Here is a 21,757-nt window from a genome sequence, read left to right on the forward strand (position 1 = left end):
AAAGCTTTTCCTGACCCCCAGAATATCTGGGGGTTTTATGTAGACAAAAAAAATGGCTATGATTCATAGCCATTAATCCATCTTATTAACAATTGCCGTTAACCAATCTGTATAAAATGACGGTGAAAAATGAATTCCATCTCCAGAATAAATATTGGCATTTCCACCATCTGCTAAACCAGTCACATCAACATATGTACAAGCTTCAACTGCATTGCATGCTTTTTGAAGTTTAGAATTATAATCTTCATACTTTGCCCAATACGGTTTTTCTTTTGTAACTTCTGGTGAACAAGGAATAATAGAGCACAAATAAATAGAAGCATTCGGAACTATTTCTAAAATATGATTCATTTGTACTTTAGCTAACCCCTCATATCCACCTTCATAATCATTATCCAAATCACTTCCCATGTCATTTACTCCATAAGAAATAAAAACATTCGATGGATTTAAACTTCTTAATTGTTCATCCCAATCACTAACGTTGTACAATGTATTTCCACTACCTGCAAAAATACGATTAGCATCTAATAGATTATAAACATAGTATCCCATTACACGAGAATCACCATAAAAAACAAAATCATCAACTAAACTAAATACATCTAAATTTCCTTGTTCAACTGCACTTTGTAATTCAGCTTGTTTTTTCTTATTTAATTCTTCTTGAATATCTTCTACCTTTAATTTTTCTTGTGCTTGCAAATACGCAATTCCTTTATCTGTTTTGGACTGTGAAAACATATTAAAACATACACATCCAATTATTAGAGCAATTACAACGATACTAATTCCTATTACTTTTTTCTTTTTCATATACTATTCTCCTAATACATCTGAAAGCGATGTATCTTGTACAAAGGTATTTGCATTATATAAATATAAAACATCAGAAATACATTCTTTAGTAACTACACTCTCAATGTCATCAAAGTAGTATCGTGGATCCACAATTGTAATAGTACGATAGTATGGAACTAAGAAAGGAATAAACGCATTCGCATATGAATCTTTGAAAACCAACAAATGTTTTTGTGAGTCATTATTCATTTCTAGTTTGGCATATGGAGCATTTCCACTTAAAAATACATTATACGGATTGGATGAATCCAATGCTTCTAATGAATAAAGTGAACGAGATTTAATCGAAGCTGCTGTATTCGTATAAATGTAGTCACTATTTTCTTTTGGTACATATATTTCTATCGTATCTTTTAAACCCACTGAACCTGTTTTATTTGCCAATGTTCCCTTGAAATCTGTCTTTACTGGATACACATTATAGTCTGATTTTTTAACTTTCCCTAAATCTGATGCTTTTGCAAATTCTTGAAACGTATAAAATGCATTTAAACTAGTCCAATGATGATCTGTTTTATAATATAAATATTCATCAGCATGTGATTTCAAAACGGAACGAACATCAACATTTTTTATGTTTTGATCTAATTTTCCATAAATGGTATCCATTTGTTGATTTTGATCTTCAGTATATGCGTATTTAGGAACTAAATCTGATTGAATACTTACGGCATTAGGAATCAATAGAAATTGAAAATTCAAATTAGCATGACTCGCATAAAAAGAATTAATACTATCTAAATTACGAGACAATTGTCCTGCATTAGCTGAACTCGCTTGTTCAATCAATGAAGAAGACAAGAACACATTATCCATTTGTTTAACACCCGTCATTTTATTAACGATATATTTAATATGCAATAATGTATTTCTTCCTACAAATTGATCACTAAACCAATTTCCCATATCTTTTTCAAATTCACCATTTAATAACGAATTAACCGAAAAAGCCGGGAAACTTTGTAAAGAACGATTTTCTACTTCACTTATTTTTTTGTCAGGTACAACAATATTTATAATCATAGTCAAGACAATGATAGGAATCATAACAAGCATCAATAGCCGTGATAAAATTAACTTTTGTTTTTCCATATTCATTTCCTTTCTAGAACGCAAAATATAAAAACGAATGGAATGAACTTGAAATCATGAAACTTACACTTACTAAAAATACAACAAGGTAAACAACTACAAGTCCTATCATTCCTTTTTGTTTCCATTTTGAACAAATAAATGATTCTATTTTATCTCGAATTGGAAGACAAAATAATATACTAATAACTAATAAAATGAATGAACTTTTCAAATTAAATAAAGCAACTGAGTCTAATAGTGATGCTTGCATTCCAAACATATGTAAAATACATTGGAAAGCCGATGATAAACTATCACTCATAAAGAAAATCCAGCTAATTAACACTAAAAATAATGTATAAATATGGCATATAAATTTAGGCACTTTATCCCAAAACTTTTTCAAAACAAACTTTTCAAAAAGAAGTAAAACCGCAAAATATAACCCCCATACAATAAAAGTCCAATTAGCTCCATGCCATAAACCAGTAAGAAGCCATACCACGAAGATGTTGCGAATATATTTATTATTTCCTTCCCTTGAACCACCTAAAGGAATATAAATGTAATCTCTAAACCAAAGAGATAAAGAAATATGCCAACGTCTCCAGAAATCTTGAATGGAAGTTGCGATATAAGGATAATTAAAATTTTGTTTAAATTTAAATCCAAACATCTCACCAATTCCAATTGCCATATCGGAATATCCACTAAAATCAAAATAAATTTGAAGCATGTATGTAATCGCAAGAAGCCAAGAGCCAAGCACGCTTTGAGATTCCATTAAATTCATATGTACTAAAGATAATGAATCAGCCAAAATTACTTTTTTCGTTAATCCGATGCAAAGTTTCTTAATGCCGTCACAAAATAAATCAATTTGGAATGGGTGATTGTCAATTTGATCTACCATTTCATTGTATTGCACAATAGGACCCATAGTAACTTTGCCAAAAAAAGATACATATAAAGCCAAGCGAATTAAATTATGTTGTGCATTACATTTTCCAAAATAAACATCAAGTAAATAAGAAAGACAACTAAATGTGAAAAACGATAATCCAATAGGTGCGTGTAATTCAACTTTGATAAATGGCAAGAAAAAATCTAAATATTTATATATAAATAGGACAGCAACTTGTACAACAATCGCAATAATCAAAGTAATTTTTCTTTGTTTTCCTTCTGCTTTTTCAAAAGAAAGAGCCGTAAAATAATTTAATAAAATATAAAGAATAAGTAATACTAATGAAATAGGGTTTCCCCATGCATAAAATAAAAACGATATAAGAACAATAAAAAGATTATTATTCTTGCACACAAAAGAAAGAATTACAGATACAGGCAAGAATAAAAATACAAATAATAAACTATTAAAAGACATATTCTCCTCCTATATTACTGACAAAAACGTTTCATCAACTTCTTTTGCATTTGGCAAAACAGCATACAAAGCATAATTTCCTTGTATATCTACTATAGATTGTTTCAACAAAGATGCTTGGTCTTCAATGTAGCCATCAAATACTTTTTGTTGGTTTTCTATTCTTTGATCAATGGAATTGCGAAATTGATTGGCTTGATCACTATTTTTGAATTTTACAATGACAAATTCACTTGCCTTCATAGCATCTGTGTCTTTATAATACACAATCGATTCATATTCCTCTGGATTTAAAGAAAGAAATCGCTTAATTTCAAGGTTATCTTGTTGTTGAAGTGTTGAAGTATCTACTTTGGCAATTGTTGTCTGAGAAACAACTTCAAAATTAGCCCCGGATTCTTTTGGTATACGAATTTGTGTGAACATAAAAAAAGCAATACATATTACACAAATTATTTGTCCTATTTGATATTTCTTCATGTTTATCTCCCCTTATTGTAGTTTGTATTATATCATTTTTTTTTAATTCAAAATATGATTTTGACCAAAATATTGGAAATAATTAATTATTTCTTAATAATCAGAAAAAAAAGAACCTCCTAAGAGGTTCAATTCATATCATTTATTAGCGATTAAAGAAAAAATTAGGAATTTCTTCATCTTGATCAATATCTTCAACGCTTGTTACAACTCCAGTTGTTGTTGCGACTTTTGGTTGAACATACGTCTTTTGATTTGCAGCTGCAGCTTCTGCTCTTTTCTTGATTTGTTTTGTTTCTTCGAATCCAGTTGCGATAACTGTAACAATGATAGCATCCCCAAGTTGTTCATTAATGGCGATACCGAAAATACAGTCAATTTCTCCACCAGCAGCATCTTGAATAACTGCCACAGCATTTTGTGCATCAAATAAACTAACTTTATCTCCACCTGTAATATTGATAATTGCAGATTGTGCCCCATGAATTTGTGATTCAAGTAAAGGTGATTGAATTGCTTTTTCAGCAGCCGAAATAGCTTTGTCTTCACCTTCTGCCATACCAATACCAATTAAAGCACGACCTTGATTAGCCATTACAGAACGAACATCCGCAAAGTCTAAGTTAACTAATGCAGGAACCGCGATTAAATCAGAAATTGTTTGCACACCTTGTCTTAATACATTGTCAGCCGCTTGGAATGCTTCTTCAATTGGTTTACGCCCGATAACTTCTAATAAATTATCATTTGAAACAATAATGAATGAATCAACATATTTCTTTAATTCTTCGATTCCTTCTTTTGCGTTGTTTGCACGTCTTCTACCTTCAAAAGTGAATGGACGAGTTACAACAGCAACTGTTAAAGCACCTTCTTCACGAGCTGCCTTAGCAATTAATGGAGCTGCACCTGTTCCAGTTCCACCACCCATTCCTGCAGTGATGAAAACCATGTCTGCACCTTTTACAGCTTCACGAATTTCTGATTCGCTTTCTTCAGCTGCTTTACGTCCATATTCAGGGTTTCCCCCAGCTCCTAATCCTTTAGTTGTGTCTTTTCCTAAAACAATTTTGTTTTCACATGGTGAGTTTTTCATTACTTGTACATCTGTATTCGCAATGTAGAAATCAACACCTTTAACTCCACTGGCAACCATGCGGTTTACGGCATTAGAACCTCCACCACCTACTCCAAATACTTTAATATTAGCTACTTGATTAAATTCTGTCATATTTACACCTATTTCCTTTCTGTTAAAATTACATTTTTCAATTTCTTAGTAAAACCACCATCACCTTTATGGCTTTGTTGGCTGATAGCATCAATACTTGCTTCTAATTCATTGTTGTTTGGACTGATTTTATCTATACTGCGAATCTTATTGATTTCTTTCCATGCATAAACCATTCCAAGACCACAAACATAACTTCCATCTCTAGCTCCCATACAAGTTTCTTGATATACAATTGCTTCCGCATTAAAAGAACCCGTTAATTCTTTGAATGCATTAATATTAGAGCCTTGTCCAGTTAAAATATAACGAGATTTCGATTGTTTTACAATAGGTGCGCATGTTTCATTAATTTGCGCAATCCAAGAACGAATCTTTGGCATACAAGATTCCATTAATTCTTTTTCTGTAATTTCCACGCGATTCTCATCATTTTGTCCAATATAAACAATAATATCAGATGCCTTTGATTCATCGCTATGGAATAAATTTTGTAATAAACGATAACAAATATCGTCACTCAAATTGTACTTTTCTTTTAACTCCGATGTAAACCAGTTATAACCTGTGTTTAAAGAAGTAGTATTCATCAAACGACCTTTAGAGAACACAGAAAGAGTACAGTGATTTGCTTCTAAATCCAATTGGATCATCATGCGATCATAACTCATTTCCAAGCAAGCCGTTTGTTGGGCAATGGCATACGAATCAAGACATAAATCTAGAATCTCTAAATTTGCTTGTTCTACACACTTAGCATACGAATAGATTGTTTCTTTATCAGCATATAATAAATCGACATTCATATAAAAATCATCACAAGATTCCTGCAATGGAAGTTTCTTTGTTTCCATACCATTTACTTCATAAATAATACGGTTCATATTCACAAATTCAACTTCATCTGAAGCTTTTCTTTGAATAGCTTTATTATATCCTTGTTGGACATGGAACAATCTAATGGTTCTAGTACCATCTTCAATTTGTATATGAACTCTCTGGTTGTTTCTTTGTACCTTCAAACTTGGTATAGCTAATAAAACTCTTTCAATGCGGTAGCCTAAAGCAGCTTGTGCATTGGTCATAACTTCACGTATTGACATAACAACGCTTGCTTCATCAACAATTTTTTGATTTTCAATTCCTGAACAAGCAGCTTTTTCTGTTCTCAATACATTGTATCTTCCATCAAAAACTTCAAGAACGACTAAACGAACCTCTTGATCTGCGATTTCTAATGATGCATATACTTGTTTTTTGCTCATTTGACGTCTCCTTTTTTTACTTATCTATAATAACATAAAATATCACAAATAATGTAGAAATTCTATTATTTTAACTTAGTTTTACTTCTAACTTCGTATTCGATTGAATTTGTTTTCCTTCTTCAATGCTTTGTTCACTTACAAGACCTTGACCAGAAGCACTGAATTCTATTCCTACAAGGTCACAAAAAACCTTTACATCTTTATAAGACCAACCCGTCATATTTGGCATTGTTATATCCGAACCATCTGTCAAAATAAAAATACGATCATTACTTGTTACTAAGGAATCTTTTTTAGGATATTGATTTACAATATTTTGCCCATTTCCAATCACTATACTAGGTACATCAATTCCTTGAAGCTTATTTGTTACATAGTCATTTGTATGATTAATCAACATTGGCATTGTATACGTAGACCAATTTTCTCCTCCATCATCATCTGATTGTGTATCTCCACCACTAATTCCTTCGGCAATTAATGCCGCTTGCATAATAGATTGAAAGTAACTTGCCGAATAATTAACATAATTAGGACTTAGCATTCCCCAATAAACCATAATTTTAGGATCATCATACGGAGCAGCTGCCATAATACTTGAAGAATAAATTGATGTACTATATGTACCAGTTTCTTCATCGTAGTATTCACCTGTTCCTGTTTTAGCAATCATGTCAACTCCATCAATTGCAAAGCGAGCTCCACTTGCTCCTTCTTTTAATACATCTTTCATCAAGTCTTTCATTTTAGATGCGGTTTCTTGACTAATTGGCGTTCCTGTAATTTCCGTATCATAATTTTTTATAACTTCATTAGAATCTCCATCTTCTATTTGCTTAACAACATAAGGACGAACCATATTTCCATCATTAAATATAGCACTATACGCTTGCATCAACTGAAGAACTGTAATTGAACTCGATTGTCCAAAACCAGTTGATAAATAATCAATGACAGTGTCCATACTTTCCCATCCTGTTGTTTCATTTACATAAGGAATATCCGTTGCCTGGAAGAAACCAAATGCTTTCAAATACGATTCAAAGTCATCATAATTTACATAATTGGCAAGTAACTCACAAATTCCAACATTAGAACTATAAGCGAGTCCCGTTTCAAATGTAATCGTACCAAAATCTTTTTCCAAGGCATCGCGAATCGTAGGAAATCCTTCAACCGGTTCACTTGTTCGTTTGATTTTTCCGGTTGTAGTATCATACATATAATTAAATTCACCAGCTCTAAAATATGTGTTTTCTGGGAATACCCCTGTATCAATCGCTGTAGCATATGTCATTACTTTCATGACGGAACCGGGTTCAAAATTCATTTCACTAATATTATCTGTGTAACTTGGAATTTCTATTGGCTGATTTTGATCAAATGTAGGATAACTTGCCCAAGCTAAGATTTCACCCGTTTCAACTTCCATAACACAGCACCATGCTTTTTCAGCTTCATTATCTTCCATTGTTGATTTCATAACACTTTCAACAGTTTCTTGTAAATTGGAATCAAGTGTTAAAACAACATTATCGCCATTGGTTGCTTCTTCATAAACTGTTATTGTGCCAGGTAAAACGGACCCTGAAACAGTTTGTTGATACCGCACAAAACCATCTGTTCCTGATAATATATCATTCATACTTTGTTCTAATCCCATTTTTCCAACAATAGTCTGAGCATCTTCATCATAAGACGCAAAACCAATTAAATTTGATGAAAAAGGTGAAACGGGATAGCTTCTTGATACATCGTCTTTGAAAGTAATCCCCGATAAATTCAACTTTTCAATTTTTTCTTTTAATTCTTTTGAAATACGTTTTGTTCCAGTTCCTAATTCCGTTTGCATCAAACCATCTTCAATAGCATTGTCCAAAATAGCCTGCAAAGTTTTACGCTTAGTATTCTTTAATACTTTTGCAAGCGCTCTAGCGGTAGTTGCTGTATCTTCAACATAAGCAGGATTTCCTGACTCATCATAGGGTCCATCAATATTTCCTTTTGAATCATATGAAGGCAACGTAGCTACAATTGTATACGCCACTGTTTGTTGTGCAATTACATTATAATTTCGATCATAAATGGTCCCTCTTTTACCTTGAACTTTTTCTTCAATAATGCTTGAAGCAATTTGTGAGTTCAAAGCATTTTCACCTGACCATATATGTTTTTTCGTAACCATGGTAAAAAGAACATTAGCAATCACTAATGTCCCAATTACAAGCATAACCATTATAATACGATAAATTCCTTTATTCGTTTGTTTCATTTAGTGTCAATCCCATCTATTCTGTTCCAATAATATAAACATTATTTTGATTGTCTTTTACGGAACTGTCAAGCATTCCTAACAAACGAGTTTTATTTTGTAGATTATTGACCTCTGTTTCTAGCTCACTTACTGCTTCTTGTTTCTGATTAACCTCAGCTGCAAGTTCCTGTTCTTTCATTTGTAAAGTAATATTATATGATTTTAATCCAAAACGTGCTAGACAGAATACCAATAGTGAAAGTGCGAATACGCAGTAAATCCACATATCTTTTCTTATTCTTCTTTTCTTATTATTTTTTTTATTATTTCGCATTCTCACTCTATCCTTTCTATTCCCCTGAGCTTAGCACTATGTGCTCTATTATTATTATTTAGCTCTTCATTTGTTGCCGTAACCGGTTTTCTATTTACTAATTGATAATCTAATTTTTCTATCCTTAATTCTGGTAATCGTTTGTCCACTTTTTTAGGAACTGCAACTTCCTTAAACACATTTTTTACCATTCGATCTTCTAATGAATGAAATGTGATTACAACCATTCTTCCTTGTGGATTCAATCGTTTTAACCCCTCTTTTAAAACGACTGCAAGCTGATCTAATTCATGATTAACTTCAATACGAATTGCTTGAAATATACGTTTAGCAGGATGTCCTTTTTTATGAAGAACTTTTTCAGGCAAAGCACTTCGAATCACATCCACTAATTCAAGTGTTGTATCAATTGGTTTTTCTTCACGAACTTTTTCAATTCTACAAGCGATTTTATACGCAAATGGATCTTCTCCATATTCTTTGAATATGCGTGTTAATTCACTGACCGGATATTCATTTACCACTTTCCAGGCATCTAATTCCTGTTCTTGATTCATTCTCATATCCAATCTCGCATCCATTCGATAACTGAAACCCCTTTTTTCATCATCAAATTGCGGCGAAGAAACACCTAAATCAAGCAAAATACCATCAACACCTTCAATTCCTAGTGAATCAAGAATATTTCCTAAATTTTCAAAAGTATTATGAATACAAGTGAAATTAGAACCTATTTTTAATAAACGTTCGCTGCTTTCATCAATGGCTTGTTGATCACAATCAATTGCATATAAATGACCATTTTTACACCTTTTCAAGATTGCACTACTATGGCCCCCTCTGCCAAGTGTGCAATCTACATAAATACCATCATCTTTCACATTCAACATATCAATTGTTTCGTTTAATAATACACTTACATGTTCCATAATTAACCAAATAAATCTGTTATATTTTCTGCCACTTCTTCAAATAAACCATCTTGTTCTTCTTCTAATTGTTCCCAAGTTGATTTAGCCCATATTTCTATATGATTGGCAACTCCTATAATCAGACACTCCTTTTCTAGTCCAGCCAAAGCGACTAAAGATGATGGAATCAAAATTCTTCCTTGACTGTCCATTTCACACTCTGATGCTTTGGATAACATCATACGCTGATACATACGTGCATCTTTTTTGGTTGAAGGCAACGCAGATAATTTCGCATATACTTTTTCCCATTCGGCCATTGTATATACATATAGACATCCATCTAATCCGCGGTTTACGACCACACGTTCACCTAACTCTTCGCGAAATTTTGCAGGCATGATCAATCGCCCCTTGCGATCAATATTATGCTCAAATTCGCCCATGAACATGTGTTTCACCCCCCACTATTCAACACAAAATGCTACTTTGTACCACTATCTTACAACATTTAGGTTTAAAATCCAATTCCTTTTCTAAAAAAATAAGATTTTTTATGATACAAAGGAAGAATTTGATATAATTTGAAACAGGAGGAGAAAAGTTATGAATTTTTTATACTTTTTGCTAGGTTTATTACCTATTATCTGGCTCATTTTGGCATTGATTGTTCTTAAAATGCCTACTTATAAAGCTGCAATGGGATCCTTGCTTGTTGCGATTGTCTTAGCCTTCACAATATGGAAAATGCCAATGATCAATATTGTCACTGCTACCATAGAAGGATTCGCAAATGCAATATGGCCAATTATCCTTGTAATCGTAGCTGCGATGTTTACATACAATCTGACATTAAAAACAGGTGCAATGGAAGTCATCAAACAAATGTTAAGTTCAATGACAAATGACAAACGAATTCTTGTATTAATTCTTGCATGGTGTTTTGGAGGATTTATGGAAGGGATGGCAGGATTTGGAACTGCGATTGCGATTCCTGCTGGAATGTTATATGCAATGGGATTTAATCCTATTTTTTCTTGTTTAGTTTGCTTAATTGCCAACGGTGTGCCAACTCCATTTGGATCCATTGGTATTCCAACTGTTACGCTTGCAAATTTAATCGGATTAGAAAACACAACTTTGTCGTTTTACACTGCAATTCAACTAGCTCCTTTTATCATGTTGTGTCCGATTCTTATTGTTATCGCAACAGGAAAAGGATTTAAAGCATTGAAAGGAGTATGGATTCCAACTCTTGCTTCAGGACTTAGTTTTTTCATTCCTATGATTATCGTTGGAAACTTTGTAGGAGCTGAACTTGCTGTAGTTGTTGGTAGTGTTTGCTCTCTTTTAGTTACAATTTTATTAGGATCAAAAGTAAAACCAAATCCAGAATATCAAATGGATTTACCTAAAAACGAAAATAAACTTGATGTTAAGTCTTGTCTAGTTGCTTGGTCACCTTTTATTTTCATTTTTGTTTTCTTATTATTAACATCTAAATTAATTGCGCCAATCAATAGTGCCTTATCACAATTTAGTTCAAGTGTACAATTCTATAGTGGTGATAATCCAAATACATTAACTTTTGCATGGATCAACACCCCTGGAGTTTGGATTTTCTTATCTGCTTTTATTGGTGGCAAAATCCAAAAAGCTACATGGAATGATTTTAAAGTTGTATTCATATCAACGTTAAAACAAATGAAAGCTACTATGATTACAATGTGTTCTGTTCTTGGATGTGCCAAAGTCATGGGATACGCTGGAATGATTGCTAGCATTGCCAACTTTGCGATAAGTATTACTGGTCCGTTCTATCCTTTAGTCGCTCCTTGGATTGGAGCATTAGGATGTTTTGTAACAGGTTCAGGAACAAGTTCAGGAGTATTCTTTGGAGCTGTGCAAGCAAGTGCGGCACAAGCATTAAATGCTAATACATATTGGATTGTTGCTCTAAATTCAATGGGAGTTGCAGCTGGTAAAATGATGTCTCCACAATCCATTGCCATTGCTTTAAGTTCAGTAAAAAAAGAAGGCGAAGATGCCAAATTATTAGGAAAAATTCTTCCATATGGTCTTCTATTCTTAATTATTATGTCTATTTACGCTTTTGTTGGAGCAAAGCTTTTATAAAAAATAGATTTAATTTCATTACATTCCATAACAAAAAAAGCCACTTACTTTTAAAAGTAAGTGGTTTAATATTATTTATTATTTCTATACTAATGAATTACGACCATAGGCTTTTTCCCAATCTTTTGAGAAAGTATCTACGGCGTTTTCTGTAGCAGGATGATCAATTAAATTGAAAGCTACATCTACTGGAACAGTTACACTTTGAATTCCCGCTTTGAATAATTCATGAACTTGACGAGTATTTTTAAAGCTAGCTGCTACAACTTCTGTTGGTAAGTTATTTAAACGTAACATATCTAATAAATCACAAACTTGACCAATTCCATCACCAAAGTTTTCCATACGATTTACATAAGGTGCTAAATAATCAGCTCCATTTAAAGCTGCCATAAAACCTTGATTAGCTGTATAAATAGCAGTTGCCAAAGTTTTAATTCCAAGTTTTTTGCATTCTTTAATGGCTTTTAATCCTTCATGAGTTACTGGAATCTTAACAACCATATTCTTTTCTCTTAAAGAATTGATATATTTTGCTTCTTCCATAATGCCATCAAAGTCTGTTTTCACAACTTGAATAAAAATCAATTGATCTTCATTTAAAACTTCAATTAAATCATGAATCACATCTTCTGCTGGGCGACCTGATTTAGTAATGATTGTTGGGTTTGTAGTTACTCCGGCTACATTTAATAATTCATTAAGCTCTTTAATTTTTCCGATATCTGATGAGTCAATAACTAGTTTCATTTTGGTTCCTCCTGATTGCATCTAAAATATATCATAAAGCAATATTAAGTACAATATCGTTTTATTATTTTTTATCACATAAAGCGCAAAACAATAAAATACAATAAATTTCAATTATAGTCTTTTTTCAAATCCACCAGAAATATTTGAACCTTCATTTAAAATCACAAAAGCATCGGGATCCACTTCTTCAATAATTTTCTTTAACGTACGAATTTCATATTTATTTAAACAAGTTACTAACACAAATAAATCACTATCTGTATAAGCTCCTTTTCCATTCCAATAAGTGACACCACGACCCGTGCGACTCATAATTTCTTGTTTTAGTTCTTCTTTTTTAGTAAAAATTGTTGCCGCAATATTTATATTTTGATAATGAATTCGATCACATACAAAATACATAACCGCAACATAAATAATGGAATACAAACTACTTTCCAAACTCCATTCAAAAGCGCAGAACGTAAACAATACTGCATTCAACATAATAGAAAGCTTTCCTACAGAAAAACCTGGTCTTGTTTTGGAAAAATACACACCTAGAATATCCATTCCTCCAGCACATCCTGAGCTTCTTAAACAAAAGCCAATTCCAATTCCTCCCATAATTGCTCCAATTAAACAATTCGACAATAAATCTTCCATTACTGGAGAAGCCACTTTAGGAAGAAGTGATAAAGTCAAAGTTTGCACCATAACACTTATCAAGGTTTTAATACAAAACCGCTTTGAAATCGTTCGAACTGCTAGTATAAAAAGAGGAATATTTAAAATCGCATTCATAATTCCTGTTAAATCAAACGAAGCACTATGAGGAATATAATAATCAAATAACTGAGCAATCCCTACTATCCCCCCTGTATTAATGCTGTTAGGTGTTACAAACATATTAACACTTAACGCAAACAATATACTTCCAAAAACCAATTGCGCATATTTATAAATTTCATTCTTTTCCATATAAAGAAGAGCCCTCCATCAATCGTAATCCTTTAGGAATTTTATTTTTAATTACATTTCCATCACTTTTGCCAAAACCAAACGGAAATCCATCATAACATACCGCAGTATATCCTCTATCGCATGGACATTGAATCACATTGCCATGCATAAAAACATTCATTTGGTCAAATGTCACGTCTACTTTATGTTTTAAATTTTTAAAATCGTATGTCATATAAAAAGCATGCGAAGGCTCAAAACGATTTTTTATCAAGTCACCACAATATAGTCCTTGACGAATGCATTTTACTTTTTTAAATTTCACAAATTCTCGATTCATACAATATAGAGAACCATCAATCACATTGTAATAAGGATACAATTCATATAACTGATCCTTTAAAAATTTTTTAGAAATATCGTCAATTTTATTGTTTTTTATCGTTGGTAGCGAATTAGAACTTCCTTGTGTTTTACGAATCTTGGCAATAAAATGTCCTTCCCCTTTATCCATTGGAAAAATACGACGCACTTTTGTACTATCAAACTCTTCCATAGATAGTCCACTTCTACCAAAAGAAAGATTAATATCCATTAATTCTAAATCTTCATGTTCTTTTAAAAACCAAGCAATAACATCTTCATTTTCTTCTTTGGCATATGTACAAGTTGAATACACTAAAATTCCATCTTTTTTTAATACTTTATATGCTTCATTTAAAATTTCTTTTTGACGAGCTGCACAGTATTCAATATTTTCAACCGACCATTCTTCCTTAGCCAAATTATGTTTTTTCATCATTCCTTCACCTGAACAAGGTGCATCAACAACAACTTTATCAAAGCAATTCGGAAATTCTACAGCAATTTTATCAACCGATGAATTAGTAATGGCCATATTCATAATTCCCATTCGTTCCATGTTAGATAATAAAATTTGACATCTCTTTTTATCAATTTCATTCGATATCAAAAAGCCATCTTTTAATTTAGAAGCAATTTGGGTACTTTTTCCTCCCGGAGCGGCACATAAATCTAAAACAATATCATCAGGTTGTACATCTAAAGCTTCAACAACACCCATTGCACTAGGCTCTTGTAGATAATATAGACCACAAATATGATATGGATGATTTCCTAAATTTCGTGAAACATAATATCCTTCTTTACAAAATAAAGATGGTTTATCAATCAGTGAAAAACGACTTTCAAAATCATCTTGATTAATTTTTTTTAAATTAATACGAAGTCCTTGATACATTTTGCGATTCAAAGATTCCATAAATTCATTCATTTCATCAGGAATATAATTTGCGATTCGTTCAAGAAATAAATTCATAATTACCCCCATATAGTTTCCGGTTGAATACGACAAGCATATTGAGAACAAGTAGCCGGTTCACTCCAACCTGTCCCAAAAGAAAAATCAGCAGTTTGTTGAAAATAAACAACAATTTGTTCTAACGTACAGTTTAATTCAAAACATTCAATATGACAATGAGGTCCTGAAGAATTCCCACTATTGCCACTCAAAGCAATAACATCGTTTTGAGATACTAATTGACCTGCTACAACATAAATTTGACTTGATAAATGATTAAAAGATATACCATATAATTGATTATTTACCGATACAACCATACATATGGTATTTCCTCCTCCATATGGCCAACCACACATATTACCTATATATCCATTATCATCTTTAACAGGAGCATCCGCATATAAAACCAAGCCATTTGCCGGTGCAAATACTTTAGAATACATATCACAGGCAAAATCAATTCCTAGATGCATCTTACCATTCGGATAGGCCCATGTTCCTGCACTCACTCTACTATTGGGAAGAGGATGTTCAAAATAGGTACTTGTGCTTTCTATTTCTTTATATGTCAAACAAGCATATTTAGAGTCTACCGTGTTTTGAATAGAGCCAAAAACAGGCAAATTCTTATTCCCTTGAATTTTTGCTTGATCATTAGGATTACCTTGATCATTTAGTTCTAAATCATCGTTATTAATGAACAATTCAAGTTGTTTTTGTTCAATCAAATCCAATTGTTCTTTATTGTGTTGTATTTTAGCTCGTATACTTTCAATTTCTTTTTTATATTTTTTATTCTTTTTAGATAGCGAAACATATAAGTCATAGTCATCATCCAAGGATTCAATTTCCACTTCCACATCACATTGCATCATGTTTAAATAAATTTTATATCCATCAAATTTTTGTTCAAGCAGATCAAGTGTTTCTTCATTCCACTTTAGACTATCAACATATTTTATTTCTTCTTTTTTTAGTTTTTTTAAGTCTTCTTGAATTTTAAGATATTGTTCATGTAGTGTTTTAGCTTGTGGACTTACAATTGAAGACAAAAAAAGACAAACACATAGAATGCATTTCATAACTGTTCTTTCTACTGTCTGCCTAATTCATTTTATCAAACATTTTCTTCTTTTAAAACACTTAAATTCATCATCAACAGAATAAATACTCCCGTACATAAATTCATTAATGTGACATCCATTATTCCATGAATCAAAACAATTATAATTGTCGCAACGCAAAGCGCAAAATATTCTTCATTTTCTTTCCATTTATATAATCGCAAACAATCTTTTCCTATTTGTTTAATAGCCAAACCAATTAAAATGACTCCCACAATTCCATATGACAACACAGAATCGATATATATATTATGAGCATGAGGTGCTACGTGTCCGTTATATATTTTATAAGCAACTGAATAACCAAATGGACCTAGCCCAAAAATAGGATGGTCTTTAATTGCCATCCAGGCACATGACCATATTTTAAAACGAGAACCCACTGTTTTTAAATCATCTACTCTTGGAATCAAAGATGGATCATAAATTATAATGCCAATGGCAAGCACTATACAAATAATAGATAAAATAGACCATTTATATTCTTTTGAAAAGAAAAGAAATACAGGTACCATCACGACAAATGGAAGAAGAGCTGCTCTACATCCCGTTAAATACAACATAAAAAAATCAAATAATCCTATAACTACATAGATTGCCTTTTCTTTCCATTTTTTTACTTGCACAAATCTGAACATACAACAAGTAATCAAAAACTCTAACATCATTGCATAATAATTCGCATTTAAAAATGTTGATGAAATCCTTCTTTTCGGAGAATTAAATATATGAAAAGTAAAGAATGAATAATCATTTATTCGCGAGATATTCCAAAATTGTGCTAATCCGACTAAATTAATAAACAAAGACATCCAAATCATCATTTCAATAATTAACCCAAATAAGTTTTTATTTAAATGCTGACGTACAAAAGAAATATATAAAAACACAAAGAATAAACCTATAGCTATTCCAATTCCATATAAATTTTTGTAGAAAACACTTACAACAAAAGAAAGTGCAGTAAGCAATAACAAATACTTAGCACCTGGCATTTTTTTAACATCAGCTTTTAATTCTTTTTTTCGATATGCGTATATAACAATTCCCACTATACAAATAGCATGAATAAAAATATTCATAAAAAGTAAAAAGAAACTGACAAAAATTAATTTTTCTTCTTCACTTAATGAAGAAAATCTACTTTTAAAATGTAACATAAAAAAAACCCCTTATTGGAGTTTTAACACAAAAGAGACAATTAATCCATTAATTCTTTATAAAATATTCCTAAATTTCCTTTATAACGATCTGACCAAGGTTTATTTCTACCGCAATAATGGATAATAACACTATGTTCACGTATCCAATCTAAATCAATTTTTTCGGTTGGATGCTTCATATTATACACATTCACCATGCGATCACTTAAATTATAATAACGATAATCCAATAACTTTGTTTTATCTCCATATAAAGCACTTAATACATCTTGATCAAATAAAATCATTCTATTTTTATTTTGTTCAACGAATGATAAAATATGTTCCCTATTTACAATCTTTCGTAACATTTCTAAATTCATTAACAAAACACCAGTATTAATATATGGATTTGTTTCTTCCATTTTTAATCGTTTAGAATTGATTTTTGTCATCATTACATCCACATGGGTACAAGCACAATACGCATTTCCCTCAAAATCCGTATCATATAATTCTTTTAAAGACTGAATTACAACAATGTCAACATCCATATATAAAATTCGATCAAGATCCTGAGGCAATAAATCAGAGGCAAATAAGCGATAATAAATTTCTAATGGATAACGATTCGATATAGGAAACGATGAAAATGTTGATTCATCCACATAAATAAAATGAAAACGTTGGTTTGGAAATGTTGCCATCATATCTTGTTGACTTTCTAAAGAAATATCATGGTGTAAAATATAAAAATCAAAATCTTCATCAAAACGAATCATGGAAGAAATACAATTTTTTGTTAAAGATAAAAACTTTTCATTTATTGACAATAATATATTCATGTATCAATTTTAACATAACTATAATAAAAAAACCAATGATATATTCATTGGTTTATAAACAATGGTGCCGACTATAGGACTTGAACCTACGACCTACGCGTTACGAGTGCGTTGCACTACCAACTGTGCTAAGTCGGCATAAAGGATTGTATCATACAATCCTTATTCTTGAATTTGAGCTTTTAACGAATCAATCTGTGATTGCAATGAATTAATTGTTTGTTGCGTTTGCGTAATCACACTATTATTCGTATCAATTTGACTTTGGATATCAGCTACATCCAAATTATTTGTTTTCGCATATGCCAAATCAGATTCTAATGAATCTGCATATGTTTCCAATTCTTGAAGATTTGCCTTTTCACTATCTAATTGTTCTTGTAAAGAAGCAATTTGAGCTTCATTTCTTTGTTTTAAGATTTCGAAGTATTCTGAATACAATGAAGTATATGATTTTGTACAATAAGTACGAGCAACATCATCAATTTTCTTTTGAAGAACAGAATTTAAATCATCATATGTTGCTTTATAGTTGATAACACCTAATTTTTGTTCATCACTGTAACTGTCCCATGCTTCTAAATATGCTTTTAAAGACTGGTATCCCTCATTCGATTCATCTTCTAATTCTTGTTTTAACTTTTCAAGTTCAGAAATCAAACTTGTATATGTTTTTCCAACATGGTCTTTATCTTTAAAATAAGCATTCAATTCATCTTTTTGTTTATCTAATAACCCATCATAATCATCTTGCATATCAAGCAACTCAAGTTTTTCTGAATCAGACATCATATCAAATTCATCAGCATAATCTACTAAACGATTATAGGCATCAATTTGTTCTTGGGAAGCAACATTTTGAGGATCATATACATAAATTTTATAAGCATATCCTCCCATCAGACAAACACCTAAAACAACTAAACACATAATGATTTTGGTTGTTTTTGAAATTCTACTTTTCTTTTTTTCTTTTGGTTTATCTTCATCTTGTTTTACAACTTCTTCTTTTTCAGGTTCTTCCTGTTCTTTTATTTTTTCTTCAACTTGATTATTTACATCTGAATTCAAAATATCTTGAACTGCCTTTAAAGAAGCATCCTCATCTTTTTTAAACAAATTTTCCGTTAATTTTGGATCCAATGTTTTGTCTAATTCTTCTTTTAAAGAATACTCTTTTTCTTCTTCTTGAATTGTTTTTTGTCCTCGCTCTTTACGAAGCATGTCCAATGCTGATGACATTGTTTCTTCTTTTTTTAATCGTTCCAATTCCGACATTGGTTTAGGACTCGCATCTTCTTCTAAATCTTTATATATAGCCATTTCGGTCTTCTTATCAAGTAGTGCTTTGGCGAAATCATCTATTTCTTCATATTCTTGCTTTTTTCTTCCAGCTCTTTTCACTTTGATTCCCCCTTAGAATATATTATACAAAAAAATAAAAAAATTTGAAGGGATAGTGCTTAATTATTGAAAACAATTTGTTTTTTAACTATAATTTAAGCATGACTGAAGATGAATTAATTAAAGAATTGGCTGAGCCAATCATAAAACAAATTGAAAAAATTGCACAAGAACATGGAAGTGAACTACCTGCCATTCCTCGTGTTGAATTTGTAGTAGATCCAAATAGTCTACCTAAAACAATTGAAGGTGTCGAAATCACTTCTGATTTGCTAAAGAAGCTGCAAGAATATCTTGAAGATGAAATCGAAATGATTTGTGCACCAACAATTTTACATTAATGCTTGCATCCCTTTTAATTTGTGATATAATTATTAGGCATCCGGGTGTGGTGAAATTGGCAGACACGCTAGACTTAGGATCTAGTGCCTAAAGCGTGCAGGTTCGAGTCCTGTCACCCGGACCATTTAAAAAAATTAGCTCTTACTTATGTAAGAGCTTTTTTATTTCCTCATTTATATATATTCCAAATTGTTCATGCCCCTTTTGACTGAAATGAATACCATCATATGCCATATCTACTTTTATACTTGGAATACAAGGTACTCCCAATTTCTGATATAGATCATTTAATGCAATGCATTTTTCTTTAAATTCTTTCATTTCAATAATTACAGGACAAATAATTACTGCTTTCCCATTCACATTTGACAAAAAATCTTTCATTTCTTTTATGATTGTACTGACACTAAAATTTTGTAAAATATCATTAGTTCCTAGCATTATAAATACGGAATCATATGCATTTGGAATGAAATTTACGATATCAAAAACGCGTTGCCCATTTACGCCTGCATTTTCAAAAGTACATCCTTCGATATTTAAGTAATCTGTCCAAACTTTAGCATATCTTCTTCCTAAATAATCCGATGGATCAAATCTATATGTATTGGAATCTCCTATTATAATATATTTCATAAATTTAAAATTTTAGGTACAGAAACGCAATTCACACCTAATCGTTGTATTCCCAGGTCAATTAATTCTAAAAAATGCTCGCGTGTTCGAATACAACCGCTTCCTTTCACTTTAATTTTTCCTTGAACTTCATCCATCATTATTTGAATTACTTCATTCGTAGCTCCAACATTTTCATGCCCCGTTAAAAAGCCTGTACTTGTCTTAATCCAATCGGCATTTCCATTTATAACGGCATGACATGCCTTGCGAATTTCTTGTTCAGTTAGTGCATCTGTTTCAATGATCACTTTTAATTCTTTATTCTTTTTGTGACATACATCTGCTACAGCTTGAATTTCTTTTGTGACTTGATCATATTTACCAGATCGTATTAACCCATAATTGCAAACCATATCCACTTCTCCCACATCTTCATATTCTAATACGATTTTTGCTTGAGCAACCTTAGAAGCAAGCGAACTTGTCCCAAATGGAAAATCACACGTTGGTCCTAGTTTAGTTTTTGTTCCTTTCACTAGCGGTGCACATAAATCCATATAAGCTGGATTGATACAAATTTGTGCAACGCCTAATTCAACTCCTTTTTTACACAAATCATAAATTTCATCGAGTGTATATTCAGGTTTCAATACACTATAGTCAATATAGCGAGCCAATTGTTCTTGACTCATATCTTGTGCTTTCATATGTTTTCCTCACTTTATATTGTCATCATATCACAAAAAAAGAGAATCACATCTATTGATTTATGATTCTCAATTTATTATTTAATTTAGTATAAACACGCTCGATCATCCATTGTTCATTTGAACAAGTCAAAACATCTTCTAAAGAAAACCATCGCACATCTTTATTCTCACAAGGATTACACTGAAGTTTTTGCGATTCACTTGCTTGTAGTAAATAAGTTATATTTAAATGAAGGTGACTAGAAACATATTGATTATTTTTTAAATGTCCATCAACTGTTAGTACCTCAATAGAAAATATTTCATTTCTTAAGGGTTCAACCGATTTCAATCCACTTTCTTCTTTAACTTCTTTAATTGCGACTTCTAGACAATTTTCATTGCCATCGTTATGACCACCTAGCCATGCCCATGAATCATAAATATTGTGATAAGCCATTAAAACTTTATTCCTATGTTCATTCACAACCCAGGCACTGCTAGTAATATGACACAATTCATTTGTTCTATAAAAAATATCATTTTGATTTTTTAAACAAGACAATATAATTTTCTTGTCTTTTTGTTCTTGTTCATTGTACGGCTCATAAAGCGATAATTCACTTACTAAATCCATA

The 21,757-nt window shown here is 31.6% G+C and carries 22 protein-coding genes and 2 tRNA genes; 3 read left to right on the forward strand and 21 right to left on the reverse strand.

Translation table 11 applies throughout. The features are described from left to right. Positions 1–72: 72 nt before the first annotated feature. The 10 genes from ACI313_RS06505 to mraZ form a co-directional block, all read right to left on the reverse strand. Positions 73–819, reverse strand: coding sequence for a GDSL-type esterase/lipase family protein (locus tag ACI313_RS06505; RefSeq protein ID WP_320609041.1), 747 nt, complete (start codon positions 817–819; stop codon positions 73–75). A 3-nt stretch (positions 820–822) separates the two neighbouring features. Continuing rightward, positions 823–1,956, reverse strand: coding sequence for a DHHW family protein (locus ACI313_RS06510; protein ID WP_320609042.1), 1,134 nt, complete (start codon positions 1,954–1,956; stop codon positions 823–825). A 13-nt stretch (positions 1,957–1,969) separates the two neighbouring features. Beyond that, positions 1,970–3,322 (reverse strand): MBOAT family O-acyltransferase, encoded by a 1,353-nt coding sequence (locus ACI313_RS06515; RefSeq protein ID WP_439755590.1) that lies wholly within the window; start codon positions 3,320–3,322, stop codon positions 1,970–1,972. Positions 3,323–3,331: 9 nt separating this feature from the next. Beyond that, positions 3,332–3,802 (reverse strand): DUF4358 domain-containing protein, encoded by a 471-nt coding sequence (locus ACI313_RS06520; protein ID WP_439755591.1) that lies wholly within the window; start codon positions 3,800–3,802, stop codon positions 3,332–3,334. Positions 3,803–3,947: 145 nt separating this feature from the next. After that, the gene (ftsZ, locus tag ACI313_RS06525) at positions 3,948–5,033 is read right to left on the reverse strand and encodes a cell division protein FtsZ (protein ID WP_320609045.1); all 1,086 of its coding nucleotides are present in this window, start codon (positions 5,031–5,033) and stop codon (positions 3,948–3,950) included. An 8-nt stretch (positions 5,034–5,041) separates the two neighbouring features. After that, a complete protein-coding gene (locus tag ACI313_RS06530; protein ID WP_320609046.1) occupies positions 5,042–6,298 on the reverse strand; it encodes a hypothetical protein in 1,257 nt (418 codons plus the stop codon). 70 nt (positions 6,299–6,368) lie between these two features. Continuing rightward, entirely contained in the window at positions 6,369–8,573 is a 2,205-nt protein-coding gene (locus tag ACI313_RS06535; protein ID WP_320609047.1) for a penicillin-binding transpeptidase domain-containing protein, read from the reverse strand. 16 nt (positions 8,574–8,589) lie between these two features. Then, positions 8,590–8,889 carry a hypothetical protein gene (locus ACI313_RS06540; RefSeq protein WP_320609048.1) on the reverse strand — a complete coding sequence of 100 codons (300 nt, stop codon included), beginning with the start codon at positions 8,887–8,889 and terminating at the stop codon, positions 8,590–8,592. A gap of 2 nt (positions 8,890–8,891) precedes the next feature. Beyond that, positions 8,892–9,818 carry a 16S rRNA (cytosine(1402)-N(4))-methyltransferase RsmH gene (gene rsmH / locus ACI313_RS06545; RefSeq protein WP_439755592.1) on the reverse strand — a complete coding sequence of 309 codons (927 nt, stop codon included), beginning with the start codon at positions 9,816–9,818 and terminating at the stop codon, positions 8,892–8,894. Positions 9,819–9,820: 2 nt separating this feature from the next. Then, the gene (mraZ, locus tag ACI313_RS06550; RefSeq protein WP_320609049.1) at positions 9,821–10,252 is read right to left on the reverse strand and encodes a division/cell wall cluster transcriptional repressor MraZ; all 432 of its coding nucleotides are present in this window, start codon (positions 10,250–10,252) and stop codon (positions 9,821–9,823) included. 154 nt (positions 10,253–10,406) lie between these two features. On the opposite strand from mraZ, the gene ACI313_RS06555 reads away from it, so the two are divergent. Beyond that, the gene (locus ACI313_RS06555) at positions 10,407–11,936 is read left to right on the forward strand and encodes an L-lactate permease (protein ID WP_320609050.1); all 1,530 of its coding nucleotides are present in this window, start codon (positions 10,407–10,409) and stop codon (positions 11,934–11,936) included. Positions 11,937–12,020: 84 nt separating this feature from the next. Here ACI313_RS06555 and ACI313_RS06560 read toward each other — a convergent pair whose 3' ends face one another. The 8 genes from ACI313_RS06560 to ACI313_RS06595 form a co-directional block, all read right to left on the reverse strand. Further along, positions 12,021–12,686 carry a transaldolase family protein gene (locus ACI313_RS06560; RefSeq protein WP_320609051.1) on the reverse strand — a complete coding sequence of 222 codons (666 nt, stop codon included), beginning with the start codon at positions 12,684–12,686 and terminating at the stop codon, positions 12,021–12,023. A 114-nt stretch (positions 12,687–12,800) separates the two neighbouring features. Then, positions 12,801–13,649, reverse strand: coding sequence for a YitT family protein (locus tag ACI313_RS06565; RefSeq protein WP_320609052.1), 849 nt, complete (start codon positions 13,647–13,649; stop codon positions 12,801–12,803). Further along, complete coding sequence (locus ACI313_RS06570; protein WP_439755593.1) at positions 13,636–14,970, reverse strand: RsmB/NOP family class I SAM-dependent RNA methyltransferase; 1,335 nt, start codon at positions 14,968–14,970, stop codon at positions 13,636–13,638. Before ACI313_RS06570 ends, ACI313_RS06565 begins: the two co-directional genes overlap by 14 nt. A 2-nt stretch (positions 14,971–14,972) precedes the next feature. Beyond that, positions 14,973–16,037, reverse strand: coding sequence for a M23 family metallopeptidase (locus ACI313_RS06575; RefSeq protein ID WP_439755594.1), 1,065 nt, complete (start codon positions 16,035–16,037; stop codon positions 14,973–14,975). Between the two features lie 35 nt (positions 16,038–16,072). Next, positions 16,073–17,239 carry an O-antigen ligase family protein gene (locus ACI313_RS06580; protein WP_320609054.1) on the reverse strand — a complete coding sequence of 389 codons (1,167 nt, stop codon included), beginning with the start codon at positions 17,237–17,239 and terminating at the stop codon, positions 16,073–16,075. Between the two features lie 41 nt (positions 17,240–17,280). Continuing rightward, entirely contained in the window at positions 17,281–18,066 is a 786-nt protein-coding gene (locus ACI313_RS06585) for a glycosyltransferase family 8 protein (protein ID WP_320104455.1), read from the reverse strand. 62 nt (positions 18,067–18,128) lie between these two features. Then, positions 18,129–18,204, reverse strand: a tRNA-Thr gene (locus ACI313_RS06590). A 24-nt stretch (positions 18,205–18,228) separates the two neighbouring features. Continuing rightward, complete coding sequence (locus ACI313_RS06595) at positions 18,229–19,470, reverse strand: hypothetical protein (RefSeq protein ID WP_320104462.1); 1,242 nt, start codon at positions 19,468–19,470, stop codon at positions 18,229–18,231. Positions 19,471–19,571: 101 nt separating this feature from the next. Here ACI313_RS06595 and ACI313_RS06600 point away from each other — a divergent pair, with 101 nt between their 5' ends. Next, positions 19,572–19,811, forward strand: a complete 240-nt coding sequence (locus tag ACI313_RS06600; protein WP_320608399.1) for a hypothetical protein — start codon at positions 19,572–19,574, stop codon at positions 19,809–19,811. A 41-nt stretch (positions 19,812–19,852) separates the two neighbouring features. Further along, positions 19,853–19,936 (forward strand) — tRNA-Leu (locus ACI313_RS06605). A 17-nt stretch (positions 19,937–19,953) separates the two neighbouring features. Here ACI313_RS06605 and ACI313_RS06610 read toward each other — a convergent pair. The 3 genes from ACI313_RS06610 to ACI313_RS06620 are packed head-to-tail and all read right to left on the reverse strand — an operon-like array spanning position 19,954 to position 21,756. Further along, positions 19,954–20,448: an SGNH/GDSL hydrolase family protein gene (locus tag ACI313_RS06610; RefSeq protein ID WP_439755595.1), complete on the reverse strand. Its 495-nt coding sequence runs from the start codon at positions 20,446–20,448 to the stop codon at positions 19,954–19,956. Next, positions 20,445–21,137, reverse strand: coding sequence for a deoxyribose-phosphate aldolase (gene deoC, locus ACI313_RS06615; RefSeq protein WP_320608401.1), 693 nt, complete (start codon positions 21,135–21,137; stop codon positions 20,445–20,447). The genes ACI313_RS06610 and deoC overlap by 4 nt, the downstream gene beginning before the upstream one ends. Before the next feature lie 52 nt (positions 21,138–21,189). Continuing rightward, entirely contained in the window at positions 21,190–21,756 is a 567-nt protein-coding gene (locus ACI313_RS06620; RefSeq protein WP_320608402.1) for an NUDIX hydrolase, read from the reverse strand. Position 21,757 lies beyond the last annotated feature (1 nt).

It is taken from the genome of Floccifex sp. (genome assembly GCF_051873495.1).
Classification (GTDB): Bacteria; Bacillota_I; Bacilli_A; order Erysipelotrichales; family Erysipelotrichaceae; genus Floccifex.

What these genes read in the sequence shown, in the direction of transcription:
- deoC (WP_320608401.1), bottom strand. Translation starts at nt 21,137, where the DNA reads ATGAAAGCACAAGATATGAGTCAAGAACAATTGGCTCGCTATATTGAC.
- ACI313_RS06580 (WP_320609054.1), bottom strand. Translation starts at nt 17,239, where the DNA reads ATGTTACATTTTAAAAGTAGATTTTCTTCATTAAGTGAAGAAGAAAAA.
- ACI313_RS06620 (WP_320608402.1), bottom strand. Translation starts at nt 21,756, where the DNA reads ATGGATTTAGTAAGTGAATTATCGCTTTATGAGCCGTACAATGAACAA.
- mraZ (WP_320609049.1), bottom strand. Translation starts at nt 10,252, where the DNA reads ATGTTCATGGGCGAATTTGAGCATAATATTGATCGCAAGGGGCGATTG.
- ACI313_RS06585 (WP_320104455.1), bottom strand. Translation starts at nt 18,066, where the DNA reads ATGAATATATTATTGTCAATAAATGAAAAGTTTTTATCTTTAACAAAA.
- ACI313_RS06515 (WP_439755590.1), bottom strand. Translation starts at nt 3,322, where the DNA reads ATGTCTTTTAATAGTTTATTATTTGTATTTTTATTCTTGCCTGTATCT.
- ftsZ (WP_320609045.1), bottom strand. Translation starts at nt 5,033, where the DNA reads ATGACAGAATTTAATCAAGTAGCTAATATTAAAGTATTTGGAGTAGGT.
- ACI313_RS06565 (WP_320609052.1), bottom strand. Translation starts at nt 13,649, where the DNA reads ATGGAAAAGAATGAAATTTATAAATATGCGCAATTGGTTTTTGGAAGT.
- ACI313_RS06575 (WP_439755594.1), bottom strand. Translation starts at nt 16,037, where the DNA reads ATGAAATGCATTCTATGTGTTTGTCTTTTTTTGTCTTCAATTGTAAGT.
- ACI313_RS06555 (WP_320609050.1), top strand. Translation starts at nt 10,407, where the DNA reads ATGAATTTTTTATACTTTTTGCTAGGTTTATTACCTATTATCTGGCTC.
- ACI313_RS06570 (WP_439755593.1), bottom strand. Translation starts at nt 14,970, where the DNA reads ATGAATTTATTTCTTGAACGAATCGCAAATTATATTCCTGATGAAATG.
- ACI313_RS06510 (WP_320609042.1), bottom strand. Translation starts at nt 1,956, where the DNA reads ATGGAAAAACAAAAGTTAATTTTATCACGGCTATTGATGCTTGTTATG.
- ACI313_RS06530 (WP_320609046.1), bottom strand. Translation starts at nt 6,298, where the DNA reads ATGAGCAAAAAACAAGTATATGCATCATTAGAAATCGCAGATCAAGAG.
- ACI313_RS06560 (WP_320609051.1), bottom strand. Translation starts at nt 12,686, where the DNA reads ATGAAACTAGTTATTGACTCATCAGATATCGGAAAAATTAAAGAGCTT.
- ACI313_RS06600 (WP_320608399.1), top strand. Translation starts at nt 19,572, where the DNA reads ATGACTGAAGATGAATTAATTAAAGAATTGGCTGAGCCAATCATAAAA.
- ACI313_RS06540 (WP_320609048.1), bottom strand. Translation starts at nt 8,889, where the DNA reads ATGCGAAATAATAAAAAAAATAATAAGAAAAGAAGAATAAGAAAAGAT.
- ACI313_RS06610 (WP_439755595.1), bottom strand. Translation starts at nt 20,448, where the DNA reads ATGAAATATATTATAATAGGAGATTCCAATACATATAGATTTGATCCA.
- ACI313_RS06520 (WP_439755591.1), bottom strand. Translation starts at nt 3,802, where the DNA reads ATGAAGAAATATCAAATAGGACAAATAATTTGTGTAATATGTATTGCT.
- ACI313_RS06505 (WP_320609041.1), bottom strand. Translation starts at nt 819, where the DNA reads ATGAAAAAGAAAAAAGTAATAGGAATTAGTATCGTTGTAATTGCTCTA.
- ACI313_RS06535 (WP_320609047.1), bottom strand. Translation starts at nt 8,573, where the DNA reads ATGAAACAAACGAATAAAGGAATTTATCGTATTATAATGGTTATGCTT.
- rsmH (WP_439755592.1), bottom strand. Translation starts at nt 9,818, where the DNA reads ATGGAACATGTAAGTGTATTATTAAACGAAACAATTGATATGTTGAAT.